A 17,677-nucleotide genomic window follows, 5' to 3' on the forward strand; every position below is an offset into this window, starting at 1 on the left:
GAAGGTCGCTTTTTTTTCGGCCGTGAAATGCGTATTTACATTAAATGCCGACGAATGTGTGCGCGGATTAAAGCTTTGGTTTTTCCCTGTCGATATCAACGTATTCCGCGATTTATCAGTGTGCTGTGGCGGGGTGTGATCGCCACGCACGCAGGGACAGATTCATAACAAGGCAAGGAAGAAGCAAATGGCAATCGTAAATGGATCGATTGAAGCAGATGTCCTGATTGGCACCCAGGACAATGACGAACTCTATGGAATGGAGTCGGATGATCAACTGTTGGCCAGCGGGGGATCGGACGTGCTGGACGGCGGTGAAGGGTTTGATACGGCGACCTATTACGGCATGAGTTCGGGAGTCGGTGTCGAGGTTGGCGCTGGCGCCGTTACGGTCACCGGGGCCGATGGCAAGGTCGACACGCTGGTGTCGGTGGAGAAGGTGGTCGGCAGTTTCTACAACGACACCTTTACCTCTTCCGTGGGTGGCGTGACGCTGGACGGCAGTGGCGGTGATGACGTGTACAACGTCACTGCCGAAGGCGTGTCCCTGATTGAAGAAAACAACGGTGGCTACGACGAACTGCGCACCAGCCTGAATACCGCCAAGATGGACCCGTTCATCGAGAAGCTTACCTTCACCGGTACCGGCGATTTCAAGGGTTACGGCAATGCCAGTGACAACGAGATCATCGGTGGCGCGGGTAATGACTGGCTGTGGGGTGGCGCCGGCGCTGATCACTTCGTGGGTGGCGAAGGTTTCGATACTGTCAGCTATTCCGACAGCCTCGAGGGTGTGAGAGTCCAGGACTTCGAGAACTACGACGCATTGACCATCGCCGCTGGCGACACCTTCACCGGCATCGAGGCGATTCAGGGATCGAATTTCGATGACGTGGTGTATCTGCTCGATAACGCCATGATCGTGGATGGCGCCGATGGCTACGACACCGTGAGCTACCGTCACTCCTTTGATGGCGTCAGTATCGGCATTGGTCAGCAAGCAGGTGCGGATGTCACGTTGCTGAATGTCGAGAAAGTCATCGGTACTTCGTTCGATGACCGATTCACCGCCAACGTCGCGGGCGTGACGCTGGAAGGCGGAAGAGGCGACGATGTGTACATCATCAACAGCGCCGGTGTGAGCATCGTCGAGACGGACCTCTTTGGTGGTACCGACCACGTGTACACCAGCCTGTCGTCGATGCACATGGATCCGTTCATTGAAAAAATGACGTTCACCGGCACCGCAGACTTCACGGGCTACGGTAATGACGGGGACAACGTCATCGTGTCGGGCGCCGGCAATGACGTCCTGTACGGCGGCGCGGGTGCCGATCGCTTCGAAGGCGGAGCCGGTGTCGACACCGTCAGCTACGAAGACAGCAATGAGGGTTTGAGCGCCTCCCTCGGCTGGGGCCCGCAGAGCGGTATCGCCCTCTACGACACGTACATCGACATCGAAAACCTGCGTGGCAGCGATTTCAATGATGTGCTGCAAGGTGATTGGGGCGACAACATTCTGGAAGGCGGAGCTGGCGACGATTTCATTCAGGGTGGCGGGGGTGCGGACATTCTTTATGGCGGCCTGGCATCCGGTCTGGATGGCGAGGCGCCGCAGAACGATACGCTGATTGGTGGCGATGGCGATGACACCTATGTGGTGAATGCCCCCGGCCTGGTATCCATTCAGGATATGGCCAGCAGCTACAACGACACCCTGATCATGAACACCATTGCCAACCTCAGTCAGTTGAGCGTCACGCGTGTCGGCGACGATGCCTACCTGCACGGTGCCAATGACGGCAGCAGCGGTGTGCCGGCCAATGGCGTGAAGCTGGTGGACTGGTATGTGGGTGGGTACAACAACATCGAGCATCTGCAGACCGCTGACGGCCAGGTCTATGACCTGCCGGCCATGATCGATGGGTTCGCGATGTTTGGCTGATCCGCCCGATTGATTGAAGTAGCTTGATGAAGGGATGATTCCGGCAACGGACTCATCCCTTTTTCATGTCCGGATTTCCCGCCGACGCAGGGCTGGCGGAGCTGGCGCGTTTCCTGCAAGTCCCCCTCAAATCGCCATAAAACGAGCGCTCGCGGTCATTCACCTGCGCCCGGACTGGCAAAGGTTCAGCCGCAAAGGCCTGCAACAGCGAGGCCAAGCCCTGTGACGTAGAAGAGGGGAGACGATGAAGGCAGTTATTTTGGCGGGTGGCCTCGGCACGCGCATCAGTGAAGAGTCGCACCTCAAGCCCAAGCCAATGATCGAGATCGGCGGCAAGCCAATTCTCTGGCACATCATGAAGCAGTATTCCGCCCACGGAATCCACGACTTCGTGATCTGCCTCGGCTACAAGGGCTACGCGATCAAGGACTTCTTCGCCAACTACTTCCTGCACACCTCCGACGTCACGTTCGACATGCGCAACAACCGCATGGACGTTCACCAGAACTACAGCGAGCCGTGGAGCGTCACCCTGATCGACACAGGCGAGGAAACCATGACCGGTGGCCGTCTGCTGCGTGCCGGCCGTTACCTCAAGGATGAAGAGGCGTTCTGCTTTACCTACGGCGACGGCGTCTCCGACATCAACATTGCGCAGCTGGTCGACTACCACAAGGGCCACGGCCGTCTGGCTACGGTCACCGCCGTGCAGCCGCCGGGCCGCTACGGCGCCCTCGAACGGCATGGCGATCAGGTCCTCGGCTTCACCGAAAAACCGCGCGGCGACGGCGGCTGGATCAATGGCGGCTTCTTCGTGCTGTCGCCAAAAGTGCTGTCGTATATCGCTGGCGACGAAACTACCTGGGAAGCGGAGCCATTGGCTCGCCTGGCCCAGGACGAACAACTGAAAGCCTTCGAGCACGAAGGCTTCTGGCATCCGATGGACACCCTGCGCGACAAGAACCACCTCGAAGCGCTGTGGCAGAGCGGGGAGGCCCCATGGAAACAATGGGCCTGAGTCCTGAGTTCTGGCGCGGCAAGCGGGTTCTGGTCACCGGCCACACCGGTTTCAAGGGCAGCTGGCTGACCCTGTGGCTGCAAAGCCTCGGCGCGCAAGTCAGCGGTTTTTCCCTCGACCCGTCGACCGAGCCGAGCCTGTTCGAACTGGCGCGCGTGAGCGAAGGCATCAACGATCAGCGCGGCGACCTGCGTGATCTGGGCGCCTTGCTCGAGATCATCGCCGACACCGAGCCGGAGATCGTCCTGCATCTGGCGGCCCAGCCGCTGGTGCGTGAGGGTTATCGTGATCCGCTCGGCACTTATTCGAGCAACGTCATGGGCACCCTCAACCTGCTCGAAGCGATTCGCCAGGTCGGTTGCGTGCGGGCCTGCGTGCTGGTGACCACCGACAAGGTCTACGCCAACAAGGAATGGCTGTGGCCGTACCGCGAAGACGAAGCTCTCGGTGGCCATGACCCTTACAGCAGCAGCAAGGCCTGCTGCGAGTTGCTGGCGCAGTCTTACGCGGCATCGTTCTTCTCGGCCGACAAGTACGCCGAGCACGGTCTGGCCCTGGCCACCGCGCGCGCCGGCAACGTGTTGGGCGGCGGTGATTTCGCCCCTGAACGGCTGATACCCGATGTACTGAAAGCCTGGTCGGCCGACGAGCCGGTGACCCTGCGTTACCCGCAAGCCGTGCGCCCGTGGCAGCACGCGCTGGAGCCGCTGGCCGGCTACCTGCAATTGGCCGCCGGCCTCTATGAAGACGGCCCGGAATATGCTGGCGCGTGGAACTTCGGCCCGGGTGAGGCGGACATGTGCAGCGTCGGCGAAGTGGTCGAACTGCTCGCCAACCGCTGGCCTCAGGCCCGTGGCCTGCGCCTCGAAAAGAGTGACCTGCACGAAGCCGGTCTGCTGCGCCTGGACAGCAGCCGCGCCCGTCAGGTGCTGGGCTGGCAACCGCGCTGGACGTTGCAGCAATGCCTGACCCAGACCCTCGACTGGCATCTGGCGTGGCAGAACGGCGACGACATGCGCACCGTGACCCTCGGCCAACTGAACCTGTACCGGGGCGCGCTGTGAGCGAGTTTTCTTTGAAAGAGTTGCCGCTGGCCGGGTTGTTCAGCGTCCAGCACAAACGCTTCGAAGATCAGCGCGGGCACTTCGCCCGGCTGTTCTGTGAAGGCAGCCTGAAGGCGTTCGGCAGCGAATTTCACATCCGCCAGATCAACCATTCCTGCACCCGCGAGAAGGGCAGCGTGCGCGGTCTGCATTACCAGAACGCCAACGCGCCGGAAGCCAAGTTGATCACCTGCCTGCGCGGTGAGGTGTGGGACGTGGCGGTAGACCTGCGCCCGGACTCGGAAACCTTCCTGCACTGGCACGCCGAGCACCTGAAGGCCGGTGACGGACGCAGCCTGCTGATTCCGGCCGGTTTCGCTCACGGTTTCCAGACCCTCACCGAAGACGCCGAACTGCTTTATCTGCACAGCGCCGATTACGCGCCGGAGCACGAGGGCGGCCTGTCGGTGAACGATCCACGGCTGGCGATTGCCTGGCCGTTGCCTGTCAATAATTTGTCAGCGCGTGATTCCAGCCATCCCGCGCTCGATCAACACTTTGCTGGAGTGCGTCTATGAACTGCCGTGGGTGCGCCGCACCGCTGAGCCTGCCGCTGATCGACCTCGGCACCTCGCCACCGTCCAACGCCTATGTGCATGCCGATCGGCTGGAGCAGGCCGAACAATGGGTGCCGCTGAAGGTCGCCGTGTGCGAGCAATGCTGGCTGGTCCAGACCGAGGATTACACCTCCGCCGACAGCCTGTTCGATGCCGAGTACGCCTACTTCAGTTCGTTCTCCAGCACCTGGCTGGCCCACGCCGAGCGTTATGTGGCCGAGATGGTCGAGCGTTTCGGCCTGACCGCCGACAGCCGCGTGGTGGAAGTCGCGGCCAACGACGGTTACCTGCTGCAATACGTGGCCGGTCGCGGCATTCAATGCCTGGGCGTCGAGCCGACCCGCAGCACCGCGCAGGCGGCACGGGAAAAAGGCTTGGAGATCCGTGAACTGTTCTTCGGTCGCGACACCGCCGCACAGCTGAAAAGCGAAGGCTGGGCCGCCGACCTGATGGCCGCCAACAACGTGCTGGCTCACGTGCCGGACATCAACGATTTCCTCGGCGGTTTCGCCACGCTGCTCAAGCCGACCGGCGTCGCCACCTTCGAATTCCCGCAACTGCTGACGCTGATGGCCGGCGCGCAGTTCGACACGCTTTATCACGAACACTATTCCTACCTGTCCCTGACTGCCGTGCAGACCCTGTGCGAACGCAATGGCCTGGAAGTGTTCGACGTCAGCCAGCTGACCACCCATGGCGGGTCGCTGCGGGTGTTCGTCCAGCGCAAGGACGGCGAACGCCGCGCCGTGCAGCCGGCCGTGCAACAGCAGTTGCAGGCCGAACTCGACGCCGGGGTGAAAACCACCGGGTACTACGCGACGCTGGCGCCGGCTGCCGAACGTATCAAGCATGATCTGCTGCGTTTTCTGTTGCAGGCCAAGGCCGACGGCAAGCGTGTGGTCGGTTACGGCGCTGCTGCCAAGGGCAACACCTTGCTCAACTACGCCGGGGTCAAACCGGATCTGCTGGCCTGGGTCGCCGATGCCAACCCGCACAAGCAGGGCAAGTTTCTGCCGGGTAGCCGCATCCCGATTGTCGCGCCGGCGCAGATCGATATCGAGAAGCCGGATTACGTGCTGGTGCTGCCGTGGAACCTGCTGCACGAAGTCAGTCAGCAACTGGCCCAAGTGCGTCAGTGGGACGGTCGCTTCGTGATCGCCGTGCCTGAGTTGAGCGTGCTGTGAAGGTTTTGGTCACTGGCGCTACCGGCTTCGTCGGTCGCCATCTGGTCGCAGCGTTGCTGGCCCGTGGCTGCACGGTGCGGGCGGTTGCGCGCGACGCGCAGAAAGCCGCGGACATGCCGTGGATCAAGGACGTCGAGTTCGTGAGCGCGGATATTCACGCGGCGGATCTGGATATCGGCGCGCTGACCGAGGGTGTCGATGCACTCGCGCACCTGGCCTGGCCGGGGTTGCCGAACTATCGGGCGTTGTTCCATTTCGAGCACAACCTGATGGCCGACTATCGCTTCATCAAAGGCGCGGTAGAGGCGGGCGTGAAGCTGGTGCTGGTGACCGGCACCTGTTTCGAGTACGGCATGCAGAGCGGCCCGTTGAGCGAACAGAACGACGCGCAGCCGGCCAATCCTTACGGTCTGGCCAAACACACGCTGCACCTGTTTTTGCAACATCTGCAGCAGGAGCATCCGTTCACCCTGCAATGGGCACGGCTGTTCTACCTGCACGGCGCCGGACAGAACCCCAACAGTCTGTTGGCGGCGCTGGACCGGGCAATCGATGCCGGCGATGCGACGTTCAACATGTCGGCCGGTGAACAGCTGCGCGATTTTCTGGCAATTGAAACCGCTGCCGCTCATCTCGCCGCGATCCTGCACCAACGCGATTTCGACGGCACGATCAACTGCGCCAGCGGCCAGCCGGTTTCGGTGCGGGCGCTGGTCGAACAGCGCGTGCAAGAGCGCGGCGCGACCATTGGCCTGAACCTCGGCCACTATCCGTATCCGACCCACGAGCCGCTGGCGTTCTGGGCGGTGACCGAGCGCTTGCAACAGTTATTGGGAGAGCCGCAATGAGGCACGAGTTGTATCGGGTCACCGACCTGCCGGTGCTGCAGAACCGCACCTTTGCCGATCCCGAATCGGCGAAGGCCTCGGCCCGCGCCGACATGTTGCTGGTGCAGGATGAGCGCAGCGGTCTGATCTTCAATGCGGCGTTCGACGCCGACAAGCTCAGCTACGACGCCGACTACCAGAACGAGCAGGCGCATTCCGGCCAGTTCCAGAAGCACCTGAGCGATGTCGAAGGCATCATTGCCCGGCACTTCAAGGGTCAGGAACTGATCGAAGTCGGCTGCGGCAAAGGCTATTTCCTGGAGCTGCTCAAGGGCTTGGGTTATCGCATCACCGGCATCGATCCGGCCTACGAGGGCGAGAACGCCGACGTGATCAAGGCCCCGTTCACCCGAGGCCTGGGCCTGGAGGCGGACGCCATCGTGCTGCGTCATGTGCTGGAGCACATTCAAGATCCGCTGGGTTTTCTGGCGGTGATCGCCGAAGCCAATCAGGGTGGCGGGCAGATCTACATCGAAGTGCCGTGCTTCGACTGGATCCTCGAACACCGCGCCTGGTTCGATTTGTTCTACGAGCACGTCAATTACTTCCGTCTCGATGACCTGCGCCGGATGTTCGGCACCGTGCACGAGGCCGGTCACCTGTTCGGTGGCCAATACCTGTACATCGTCGCTGACCTTGCCACGTTGCGCCTGACCCCGGAAGAACCGGTGCCACGCCTGGCGTTGCCGGACGATTTCACCGCCAGCCTCGAGCGCGCGGTGCAGATCATCCAGGGTGCACCCGAGCAGGGTTCGGCGATCTGGGGCGCCTCGTCCAAAGGCGTGATCTATTCGCTGTTCCTGCAACGCGCCGGCGTGGCGGTGGATCGCGTGGTGGATATCAACCCGGCCAAGCAGGGGCGTTACCTGCCCCTGAGTGGCGCCCGGGTGTCCTCGCCGCAAGAGGCGATGGACGCCTTGCCCGAGGGCGCCAACCTGTTTGTGATGAATTCCAATTACCTCGAAGAGATCAAGCGGATGACCGGTGGACGTTACGTCTATCACGCCGTCGACAGCGCTTCGTTCCAGTGACCCTTGAGATTTTGAAAATGACCGACAACAGCATCAACAAAGCCTTCGAAGCCGAGTGCCGCGAGCAGATCGCCCAGCAGGGTGACGACCAGAAACTGACGGGCCTGGCCCGCGATTTCTTCAACGAATCGGCCAAACACAAGTACAGCTACCACTTCTCGTGGATGGGCCGTCCGATCATCCAGCTGCCGCAAGACATGATGGCCATGCAGGAAATCATCTGGCAGGTGAAGCCGGATCTGGTCATCGAGTGCGGCATCGCCCACGGCGGTTCGATCATCTACTACGCCTCCCTGCTGGAACTGCAAGGTCACGGCGAAGTGCTGGGCGTCGATCTGGACATCCGTCCGCACAACCGTGAAGCCATCGAAAGCCACCCGATGAGCAAACGCATCAAGATGATCGAAGGTTCGAGCATCGACCCGGCCATCGCCGCCCAGGTTCGCGCGGCGGCTGAAGGCAAGAAAGTCATTCTGGTGCTCGATTCCAACCACACCCACGACCACGTGCTCGAAGAGCTGCGCCTCTACGCGCCACTGGTTTCGGTCGACAGCTACTGCGTGGTGATGGACACCGTGGTTGAAGACATGCCGGCCGATTTCTTCCCGGATCGTCCATGGGGCCCGGGCGACAACCCGAAGACCGCCGTGTGGAAATACCTGGAAGAGAACAAGGATTTCGAGATCGATGTTCAGTTGCAGAACAAGCTGCTGATCACCGTGGCGCCGGACGGTTATCTGCGTCGCGTTCGTTAATTCGCAACATCACCAAAGCGTTGTCTCGGCGAGTCGCCGGTTGTGGAGAGAAGTTATGCAAGGCAAGTACAGTTCTGAACTGACACTACCGCTCAACGAGCTGTTGACCGTGGTGCTGATTACGCACAATCGTCCGGCGTTCCTGCGTCGGGCGGTGAAGTATTACAGCAGCTTGCCCTGCAAAATCATGGTGCTGGACTCCACGATCGAGCGGCCCGAGGGGGATTTTTCCGCCGTTGATTATCACCACGTGCCGCAGTTTGCCTACTGGGGCATGCAGGCCAAGCTGGCTTACGGTGTCGAGCGACTGACCACGCCGTACATGGTGCTGGCAGCCGATGACGACTTCATCCTGCACGATTCGCTGGCCGAGTCCGTGAGCTTCCTGCACGCGAACCAGGACTATGGCATGTGCCACGGCTATTGCCTGATGTACCTGACGCTGACCAACGGCGTGAACTACTACCGTCGGGACAAGAAGGTTCAGGAAGACTACGCGTCGGAGCGGGCTCAGGATCGGGTTATCGATTACATGAGTCAGTACATCCCGCCGTTCTATGCGGTGACGCGTACCGACCTGATGAAAACCTGGCACTCGGCATTGCCGGCCGGCACCAATTTTCAATGGCAGGAAATCGGCCACGTGTATTTCCTGCTGGCCAGTGCCAAGGCACGGATTCTGCCGATTCCCTATGTGGTCCGCGAGATCAACTACGGCGTCTCCGAGCACAACACCGATGTGTTCCATTCGCTGACCTACGTCGATAGCAAATCGGTCGCCGAGCGAGAGGCCTTTGCCGAGTTCCTCACCTCGTTGCCTTGCGCTATCGAAGGGCTGGACGCCACGCAGGCCAAAGCGTTTGCGCTGGAAAGTTTCGACGCGATGGCCGAGAGCCTGCGCAGCGGTCGTGCACTGACCGCGGAACTGATTTTCGAATCGGTCTGGAGTCAGGAAAAGAAGGTGCCGGATCGTCGTTTCGGGCCGCTGCAGTACGTCGAAATGCCCTTCTACAACCAGGCGTTTTTCGACCGTCTGGAACAGTTCGAATTCATGCTTCACGCCATGCCGGCCGGTCGCATTCAGCTGGAAGGGCTGGAGGGCGTATGGACGCGTCAGGCGCACTTGCTGCAGGCGCGCAATAACGACACGGCAGAAAGCGTGACTGACCGGTTGTGGCAGGCGCACGACCTCAATGCGTTCAACCAGACGGTCGTCAAACGCCTGTCGACGCAACTGCAGGCGTCGGATGAGGACGAAGCGGCGCATGCCCTGAACGACTGGATCGCTCGCCTCGAGGCGTTTGCGGACGATGACCAGCAGGCCATGTTCGACAAAACGAAGTCCGGTCGCCTGCTCAAGTGGCTGGCTGCCCGCGAGCCGTCCGCCGAACAATCGCAGGCGATTGCCCGTCACCTGGCGGTCAACGGCGGCGGCCCGCAGTTCGGTATTTTCCTGCTGGACCTGGATAACGACATCGACAAGTTGCAGGTCTCGCTCGACAGCCTGCTTGAGGGCCACTGCAAAGCGTTCAGGATTGTCGTGTTCACCACCGGTGAAGCGCCGAGCGCGACCACCGCGCAGAACACCCTGCACTTTGTCCGCGTGACCCAGAGCAACTTTGTCGACAAGCTCAATCAGAGTGCCCAGCAGTCGCCTTGCGACTGGCTGCTGCTGGCACAGGCCGGCGATCAGTTCACCGCCAGCGGCTTGTTGCGCGCCAGCCTGGAACTGATGGACGCGGCCCCGATACGTGCAGTCGCCACCGACGAGATCCAGCGCCAGGAGAGCGGCGCGCTGGTTGACGTGTTCCGCCCGGGTATCAATCTTGATCTGCTGCAAAGCGTGCCGTCGCTGATGGCGCGTCACTGGCTGGTCCGTCGCGACGTCCTGCTGGATGCGGGTGGCTATCAGGCCGACTTCAACAAGGCGCTGGAACTGGACTTGCTGCTGCGCATCATCGAGCAGGGTGGTCTGGACGGTCTGGCACACCTTGACGAACCCTTGCTGATCACTCAGGCAGTGGCCCCGGAAGAGAATGCCCACGAGCGTCAGGCCTTGCTGCGCCATCTGGGTAATCGTGGCTACAAGGCCAAGGTCAACTCGACCCTGCCGGGTACCTGGCAGATTGATTATCGTCATGCCGAGCAGCCGCTGGTGTCGATCATTGTGCCGGTCATCGATGATGTGCGTGCGTTGCAGCGCTGCCTGGAAAGCGTGGTGCTCAAGACCCGCTACAGCCGCTTTGAGGTCCTGGTGGCGGCCAATCCGAATACGTCCGCCGAGGTCAACGATTGGCTGGGCTCCCTGCAGCACGCCAAGGTGCGCGTGCTGCGTGCCGATCAGCCGTTGTGTGACTCAGCGCTGTGCAACGCCGCCAGCGAGCAGGCGCAAGGCGATTATCTGGTGCTGTTGGCGGCGGACAGTGAGGTGGTCAACCCGAACTGGATCGACTTGCTGCTCAACCACGCACTGCGGCCGGAGGTGGGCATCGTCGGTGGCAAACTGGTGAGCCGCGACGGCAAGGTTGCTCAGGCCGGCTTGATCCTCGGTCTCAACGATGGCGTCGGTTCGCCGTTCATCGGCGAGAAGCACAGCGCCGAGGGTTACATGCAGCGCCTGGCCGTCGAGCAGAATTACTCGGCCGTGTCCAAGGTCTGCCTGATGATCGGCAAAGAGCTGTTCAATGCGCTGGGCGGTCTCGATGAAGTGACGTTCGCTGACGGCTTCAGCGATGTCGACCTGTGCCTGAAGGCGGGTCAGGCCGGCTATCTCAATGTGTGGACGCCACTGGTGCAGGTGCTGCACACCGGCGAGCTGCCGCAGGCACCGCAAGCCCTGGCGGCCTTGCGTGAAAAATGGAGCACGGCCTTTGCGCAGGATCCGGCCTACAACGCCAACCTGGCGCTGAACGGCAAAGGCTTTACCCTGGGCGAAAATACCTCGATCAATTGGGCACAGTTGCTCGCTTGAGCCTGCCGGGCAGGGAACAGGAATCAGAACATGTTCAACGGTAAGTCGATTTTCATCTCCGGCGGCACCGGCTCGTTCGGGCGCAAGTTTATCGCGCGCCTGCTCGAGCAATACCAGCCCAAGCGCGTGGTGGTGTTCTCCCGGGATGAGCTCAAGCAATACGAAATGCAGCAGACGTTCAACGCGCCGTGCATGCGTTACTTCCTCGGTGACGTGCGCGACGCCGATCGTCTGCGCCAGGCCATGCGCGGCATCGATTACGTGGTGCATGCCGCGGCGTTGAAGCAGGTGCCGGCGGCGGAATACAACCCGACCGAATGCATCCGCACCAACGTCAACGGCGCGGAAAACATCATCGCCGCCGCCATCGACAACGGCGTGAAGAAAGTCGTCGCGCTGTCCACCGACAAGGCCGCGAGCCCGATCAACCTGTACGGCGCCACCAAGTTGCTGTCGGACAAGTTGTTCGTCGCGGCCAACAACATCGCCGGTGAACAGCAGACGCGTTTCGCCGTGGTGCGCTACGGCAACGTGGCTGGTTCGCGCGGGTCAGTGGTGCCGTTCTTCAGCAAGCTCATCGCCGACGGCGCGACAGAGCTGCCGATCACCGATGAGCGCATGACCCGGTTCTGGATCACCCTCGATCACGGCGTGCAATTCGTGCTCGACAGCTTTGCGCGGATGCACGGCGGCGAAGTGTTCGTGCCGAAGATCCCGTCGATTCGCGTGGTCGATCTCGCGCGTGGCATGGCCGAGCATCTGCCGCACAAGAACGTCGGCATTCGTCCGGGCGAGAAGCTGCACGAGCTGATGGTGCCGCTGGACGATGCGCGGATGACCCTGGAGTTCGCCGATCACTACACCATCCAGCCGTCGATCCGTTTCACCAGCGTCGACGTGGATTTCTCCGAGGACAAACTCGGTGAGCGTGGCGTGCCGGTCGGCGAAGATTTCGAGTACCGCTCCGACACCAACCCGCACTTCCTCTCGGTGGGGCAGATCGCCGACCTGCACGCGAAGCTGTCGGTATGATTCCCTACGGTCGGCAAAGCCTCGACCAGACGGACATCGACGCGGTTGTCGAGGTGTTGCAGTCCGACTGGTTGACCCAGGGGCCGACCATCGAACGCTTCGAGCAGGCGATGGCCGAGCGTTGCCAGGCCGATTTCGCCGTGGCGGTGTGCAACGCCACGGCGGCGCTGCACATTGCCTGTCTGGCGGCGGGGCTCGGCGCTGGCGACCGCTTGTGGACCACGCCGAACACCTTTCTCGCGTCGGCCAACTGCGGCCGTTATTGCGGTGCCGACGTTGATTTCGTGGACATCGACCCGCTGACCTGGAACCTCGATGCTGAAGTTCTGGCGAGCAAACTCGATGCCGCCGAGCGCGACGGCAGCTTGCCCAAAGTGCTGGTGGCGGTGGCGTTCTCCGGGCAGAGCTGCGACATGCGGCGAATTGCCGAACTGGCCGAGCGCTACAACTTCACGGTGATCGAAGACGCCTCTCACGCGGTCGGTGCGTCCTATGCGGGACGCCCTGTGGGTTGCGGTGAATTTGCCGCGATGACCGTGTTCAGTTTTCATCCGGTGAAGATCATCACCAGCGGCGAAGGCGGCATGGTGCTGACCAATCGCCCGGAGCTGGCCGAGCGGCTGCAACGCCTGCGCAGCCACGGCATGACCCGCGATCCGCAGCAGATGACCGAGCCCAGCCACGGCCCGTGGTACTACCAGCAGGTCGAGCTGGGGTTCAATTACCGGATCACCGATCTGCAAGCCGCGCTGGGCCTGTCGCAGCTGAGCAAGCTGGACGAGTTCATCGCCCGGCGTCGGGAACTGGCCGAGCGTTACGACCGCTTGCTGGCGTACTTGCCGGTGACTGTGCCGAGCCTCCAGCCGGAGGCCGAATCGGCCTGGCATCTTTATGTGGTGCGTTTGCAGACCGAGCGCATCAGCCTCAGTCACCGTCAGGTGTTCGAAGGCTTGCGTGCCGCCGGCATCGGCGTGAACCTGCACTACATTCCGGTGCATCTGCAGCCGTACTATCGTGACTTGGGTTTTGCCGAAGGTGACTTCCCCGAAGCCGAGCGTTATTACGCCGAAGCGATCAGCCTGCCGCTGTTTCCGTTGCTGAGCGATCAGCAGCAGGACTACGTGGTCGAGCAATTGCGTCGGTTGACTGAATGATTGCCGCCGCGGCGGTGGATGGAAAACGGTAATGCGTGATCTGAGCGAGCAGGAACAATTCTGGCAGGGCGAATTCGGTAACCAGTACGTTGACCGCAACGTCGGCCAGCCACTGGTGGCGGCCAATCTGGCGTTGTTCGCCAAGGCGCTGACCCGGGCCGGACGGATCGACAGTTTGCTGGAACTGGGCACCAACGCCGGCAACAACTTGCAGGCGTTGCGTCAGCTATTACCGCGCTGCGAGCTGTTCGGCGTCGAAATCAATGCCAGCGCCTGTGCCCAGGCCCAGGCGCTGGAGATTGCGAACATCTGGCACGGTTCGCTGTTCGACTTTCCCCGCGAGCGCCAATACGACCTGACCCTGAGCAAAGGCGTGCTGATCCATCTGGCGCCGGAACTACTGGCGACGGCGTATGCGCAGTTGTATGCGTTGAGTTCGCGCTACATCCTGATCGCCGAGTACTACAATCCGTCGCCGGTGGAAGTGTCCTATCGCGGCAACAGTGGAAAACTGTTCAAACGCGATTTTGCCGGGGAAATGCTTGACCGTTATCCTGATCTGCAACTGCTGGATTACGGCTTCGGGTATCGCCGCGACCCGCAATTCCCGGTCGACGACATCACTTGGTTCCTGCTGGAAAAACGTCCTTGAACAACGTCGCAATCATCCCGGCCCGTGGGGGCAGCAAGCGCATCCCGCGCAAGAATCTCAAGCCGTTCGACCGTGTGCCGATGATTGTCCGTTCGATACGCACGGCCCTCGATTCAGGGTTGTTCGAGCAGGTGGTGGTCAGCACCGACGACGCAGAGATCGCGGACGTGGCGCGTGCCAACGGTGCTCAGGTGCCGTTCATGCGTCCGGCGGAGCTGGCCGATGATTTCACCGGCACCGCGGCGGTGATCGCGCATGCCTTGCAGCAACTGCCGGCCTTTGATTACGCCTGCTGTGTGTACGCCACGGCGCCGCTGTTGCAGGCGCGGTTTCTGCGTCAGGGCCTGGAGTTGCTGGCGCAACATCCGGACAAGTCCTTTGCTTTTTCAGTCACTGATTTCGGCTTTCCGGTGCAGCGCGCCCTGACCCTGGACGGGCAGGGTGCACTGACGGCGTTGTACCCCGAGTTTCGCAATACCCGTTCGCAGGATCTGCCGGCTGCCTTTCAGGATGCCGGCCAGTTCTATTGGGGCCGCAGCGAGGCGTGGCTGGCTGGCGAAGTGCTGTATTCGCCGGCCAGTCTGCCGGTGATCCTGCCCCGGCATCTGGTGCAGGACATCGATACCGTCGAAGACTGGAAGCGTGCCGAATACCTTTACGCCGCCCTCAAGGCTGGTGGAGAGCTGCAATGAGAGTGCTGATCCGCGCCGACGCCTCGCCGACCATCGGCAGCGGCCACATCGCGCGATGCCTGACACTGGCGCGAGTGCTGCGCACGCAAGGCAGTCATGTCGCGTTCGCCTGTCGTCGTTTGCCGGGGCATCGGCTCGATGCGTTGCAGAGCGAAGGTTTCGAGACCTTCGCGTTGCCGGAGCGCTACGCCGGTGAAGACCCGGAGCAGGCCATCGAATCGATGCTGCCGTGGCAGGCGGATATCGATGCACTGGCGGCGCAGCTGGAAGGGCAGCCCGGGTTTGACTGGGTCATCGCCGACCATTACGGCCTCGACCATCACTGGCAGACCGCGGCCCGTCGCTTCGCGCCACGGATCGCCGCCGTCGACGATCTGGCGACCCGGCGCTACAGCGTGGATCTGCTGCTCAATCAGAACCTCTCGGGCCTCAGCGAAAACTATCAGCCATTGCTGCCGACCGGGTGCCGAACGCTGCTCGGCCCGCGCTTCGCCATGCTGCGCGAAGAATTCAGTGGCCCGGCCATCGAGATCAAACCGGTGGCGCGCCGGGTGCTGGTGAATTTCGGCGGCTTTGATGCGGCACGCCAGACTCATCACGCAATGCTGGCGCTGGCGGATTTTTCCGAGCTGGAAGTGGATTTCGTCGCCGGCGCCGACAACCCGGCCTGGGCAGAGATGCAGGCGTTGGCCGAAACGCGGCCGCACTGGCGGCTGCACAGTTTTGTCAGCGATTTTCATCGGCGCATGACCGAGGCCGACCTGTTTATCGGTGCCGGCGGCGGCACCAGTTGGGAACGCGCGGCCCTGGGCCTGCCGACGATTTGCATTGCGGTGTCGAACAACCAGCAGGCCAACGGCGAGGTGATGGCGGCGGCCGGCGCGCATGTGTTCATGGGCGCGCGGGAGCAGGTCGGCGTCGAGCAACTGCGTGATGCCATCGGCTTTGTCGTGGGCAATTTTTATCTGCGCCAGAGCCTGGCCGAGCGTTCGCGGCATCTGGTCGACGGGCGCGGCGCGTTGCGGGTCGCAGCGGCACTGGCCGGCGCGGTGCTCAAGTTGCGTCTGGCGACACTGGATGACGCGCAGTTGCTGTTCGACGGACGCAATGCCGAGGCGGTGCGCCGCTGGTCGCTGGACAGCGGTGTAATCGATTGGGTGCAGCATGTGAACTGGCTGGGCGCGAGCCTGCGCAATCCTCAGCGGCTGCTGCTGGTGGCCGAGGCGGATGACGGCCCGGTCGGTGTCCTGCGCTACGATCTGCGCGGCTTTGAAGCAGAGGCTTCGTTGTATCTGCTCGAAGGGCGTTTCGGTCTCGGCTGGGGCAGGGCGCTGCTGGCGCAGGGTGAAGCCTTCGCTGCTGCGCACTGGCCGCAAATGACCGCCATCACCGCCCAGGTGTTGCCGGCCAATCGGCCCTCGATGAATGTTTTCCGTGACGCCGGGTTCACTCAGAGTGCCTGCGCGTTCACCAAGGTTTTGAAGGAATCCCGTCAATGAGCAGTTTCAAGATCGGCAACCGCCGGATCGGTGCCGATGCGCCGCCATTCATCATCGCTGAAATGAGCGGCAACCATAACCAGTCGCTGGACGTCGCCTTGCAGATTGTCGAAGCGGCGGCAAAGGCCGGTGCCCATGCCTTGAAGCTGCAAACCTACACCGCCGAAACCATGACTCTGGATCTGGCGCAAGGCGAGTTCTTCATCAAGGATCCGAACAGTCTGTGGGCCGGTACTTCGCTCTACGACCTGTATGAAAAGGCCCACACACCCTGGGAATGGCATGCGCCGATCTTCGCCCGGGCCAAAGAGCTGGGCATGCTCGCGTTTTCGACGCCGTTCGATGACAGCGCCGTGGACTTTCTCGAAAGCCTCGATGTGCCGGCCTACAAGATCGCCAGTTTCGAGAACACCGACCTGCCGCTGATCCGTCGTGTCGCGGCGACCGGCAAACCGCTGATCATTTCCACCGGCATGGCCAGCATCGCCGAACTCGATGAAACCGTGCGCGCTGCCCGTGAGGCGGGGTGTAAGGATCTGGTGCTGCTCAAGTGCACCAGCACCTACCCGGCGACGCCGATCAACAGCAATGTGCGCACCATCCCGCATCTGCGTGAGTTGTTTGGCTGCGAGGTCGGGCTGTCCGATCATTCGATGGGCGTTGGTGTGTCGGTGGCAGCGGTGGCGCTGGGCGCGACGGTAGTGGAAAAACACTTTACCCTCGACCGTGCGGCCGGTGGCGTGGACGCCAGTTTCTCGCTGGAGCCGGCGGAACTGGCCAGCCTGGTGGTCGAGACCGAGCGCGCCTGGCAGGCCATGGGCCAGGTCCATTACGGCGTGACCGAGGCCGAGAAAAAGTCGCTGGTCTACCGCCGGTCGCTGTACGTCACGGCCGATATGGCGGCCGGTGAACCCTTCACGGCGGCCAATGTGCGCGCGATTCGTCCCGGTCTCGGTCTGCCGCCCAAGCACACCGATGCCGTCCTCGGGCGCCATGCGCGCCAGCCGATCAAACGCGGTACGCCGCTGGACTGGTCATTGGTCGAATGACCCGATCTGTCACCGATTCGGCAAAATAGCGTGACCTGCGAGTCATAACGCGCATCTTCACTGTATTGTAATGACCGGGGAGATGGCGCCTGGCCCGATTTCGGTTCCAGTGATAGCCCTTTGCGCTTCCCGTGGCTGCCCGTTGTGG

15 protein-coding genes are annotated in these 17,677 nt (G+C 62.0%); all 15 read left to right on the forward strand.

Annotated features, from left to right (window positions below):
- Window positions 1-187 precede the first annotated feature (187 nt).
- Window positions 188-1,945 (forward strand): calcium-binding protein, encoded by a 1,758-nt coding sequence (locus ABFB52_RS08795; RefSeq protein WP_129973383.1) that lies wholly within the window; start codon window positions 188-190, stop codon window positions 1,943-1,945.
- A gap of 244 nt (window positions 1,946-2,189) precedes the next feature.
- Window positions 2,190-2,963, forward strand: a complete 774-nt coding sequence (gene rfbF / locus ABFB52_RS08800) for a glucose-1-phosphate cytidylyltransferase (RefSeq protein WP_007958332.1) — start codon at window positions 2,190-2,192, stop codon at window positions 2,961-2,963.
- Complete coding sequence (gene rfbG / locus ABFB52_RS08805; RefSeq protein ID WP_129973384.1) at window positions 2,945-4,027, forward strand: CDP-glucose 4,6-dehydratase; 1,083 nt, start codon at window positions 2,945-2,947, stop codon at window positions 4,025-4,027. Before rfbF ends, rfbG begins: the two co-directional genes overlap by 19 nt.
- A complete protein-coding gene (rfbC, locus tag ABFB52_RS08810; RefSeq protein WP_129973385.1) occupies window positions 4,024-4,584 on the forward strand; it encodes a dTDP-4-dehydrorhamnose 3,5-epimerase in 561 nt (186 codons plus the stop codon). The genes rfbG and rfbC overlap by 4 nt, the downstream gene beginning before the upstream one ends.
- Complete coding sequence (locus tag ABFB52_RS08815) at window positions 4,581-5,807, forward strand: class I SAM-dependent methyltransferase (RefSeq protein WP_129973386.1); 1,227 nt, start codon at window positions 4,581-4,583, stop codon at window positions 5,805-5,807. The genes rfbC and ABFB52_RS08815 overlap by 4 nt, the downstream gene beginning before the upstream one ends.
- Window positions 5,804-6,655: an NAD(P)-dependent oxidoreductase gene (locus ABFB52_RS08820; RefSeq protein ID WP_129973387.1), complete on the forward strand. Its 852-nt coding sequence runs from the start codon at window positions 5,804-5,806 to the stop codon at window positions 6,653-6,655. Before ABFB52_RS08815 ends, ABFB52_RS08820 begins: the two co-directional genes overlap by 4 nt.
- Window positions 6,652-7,725: a class I SAM-dependent methyltransferase gene (locus ABFB52_RS08825; RefSeq protein ID WP_129973388.1), complete on the forward strand. Its 1,074-nt coding sequence runs from the start codon at window positions 6,652-6,654 to the stop codon at window positions 7,723-7,725. Before ABFB52_RS08820 ends, ABFB52_RS08825 begins: the two co-directional genes overlap by 4 nt.
- A gap of 17 nt (window positions 7,726-7,742) precedes the next feature.
- Window positions 7,743-8,480, forward strand: a complete 738-nt coding sequence (locus ABFB52_RS08830; RefSeq protein WP_065260791.1) for a cephalosporin hydroxylase family protein — start codon at window positions 7,743-7,745, stop codon at window positions 8,478-8,480.
- A 55-nt stretch (window positions 8,481-8,535) separates the two neighbouring features.
- Entirely contained in the window at window positions 8,536-11,451 is a 2,916-nt protein-coding gene (locus ABFB52_RS08835) for a TIGR00180 family glycosyltransferase (protein ID WP_129973389.1), read from the forward strand.
- Between the two features lie 30 nt (window positions 11,452-11,481).
- Window positions 11,482-12,483 (forward strand): UDP-N-acetylglucosamine 4,6-dehydratase (inverting), encoded by a 1,002-nt coding sequence (gene pseB / locus ABFB52_RS08840; RefSeq protein ID WP_129973390.1) that lies wholly within the window; start codon window positions 11,482-11,484, stop codon window positions 12,481-12,483.
- On the forward strand, window positions 12,480-13,637 hold the full coding sequence (gene pseC / locus ABFB52_RS08845) for a UDP-4-amino-4,6-dideoxy-N-acetyl-beta-L-altrosamine transaminase (protein WP_129973391.1): 1,158 nt from the start codon (window positions 12,480-12,482) through the stop codon (window positions 13,635-13,637). Before pseB ends, pseC begins: the two co-directional genes overlap by 4 nt.
- Window positions 13,638-13,668: 31 nt before the next feature.
- A complete protein-coding gene (locus ABFB52_RS08850) occupies window positions 13,669-14,289 on the forward strand; it encodes a pseudaminic acid biosynthesis-associated methylase (RefSeq protein WP_129973392.1) in 621 nt (206 codons plus the stop codon).
- Window positions 14,286-14,981 carry a pseudaminic acid cytidylyltransferase gene (gene pseF / locus ABFB52_RS08855; RefSeq protein ID WP_129973393.1) on the forward strand — a complete coding sequence of 232 codons (696 nt, stop codon included), beginning with the start codon at window positions 14,286-14,288 and terminating at the stop codon, window positions 14,979-14,981. The genes ABFB52_RS08850 and pseF overlap by 4 nt, the downstream gene beginning before the upstream one ends.
- Entirely contained in the window at window positions 14,978-16,480 is a 1,503-nt protein-coding gene (gene pseG, locus ABFB52_RS08860; RefSeq protein ID WP_129973394.1) for a UDP-2,4-diacetamido-2,4,6-trideoxy-beta-L-altropyranose hydrolase, read from the forward strand. Before pseF ends, pseG begins: the two co-directional genes overlap by 4 nt.
- On the forward strand, window positions 16,477-17,529 hold the full coding sequence (gene pseI, locus ABFB52_RS08865; protein ID WP_102717466.1) for a pseudaminic acid synthase: 1,053 nt from the start codon (window positions 16,477-16,479) through the stop codon (window positions 17,527-17,529). The genes pseG and pseI overlap by 4 nt, the downstream gene beginning before the upstream one ends.
- Window positions 17,530-17,677 lie beyond the last annotated feature (148 nt).

The sequence above is a fragment of the Pseudomonas sp. 9.2(2024) genome, from assembly GCF_039695385.1.
GTDB classification, from domain to species: Bacteria; Pseudomonadota; Gammaproteobacteria; order Pseudomonadales; family Pseudomonadaceae; genus Aquipseudomonas; species Aquipseudomonas paraglycinae.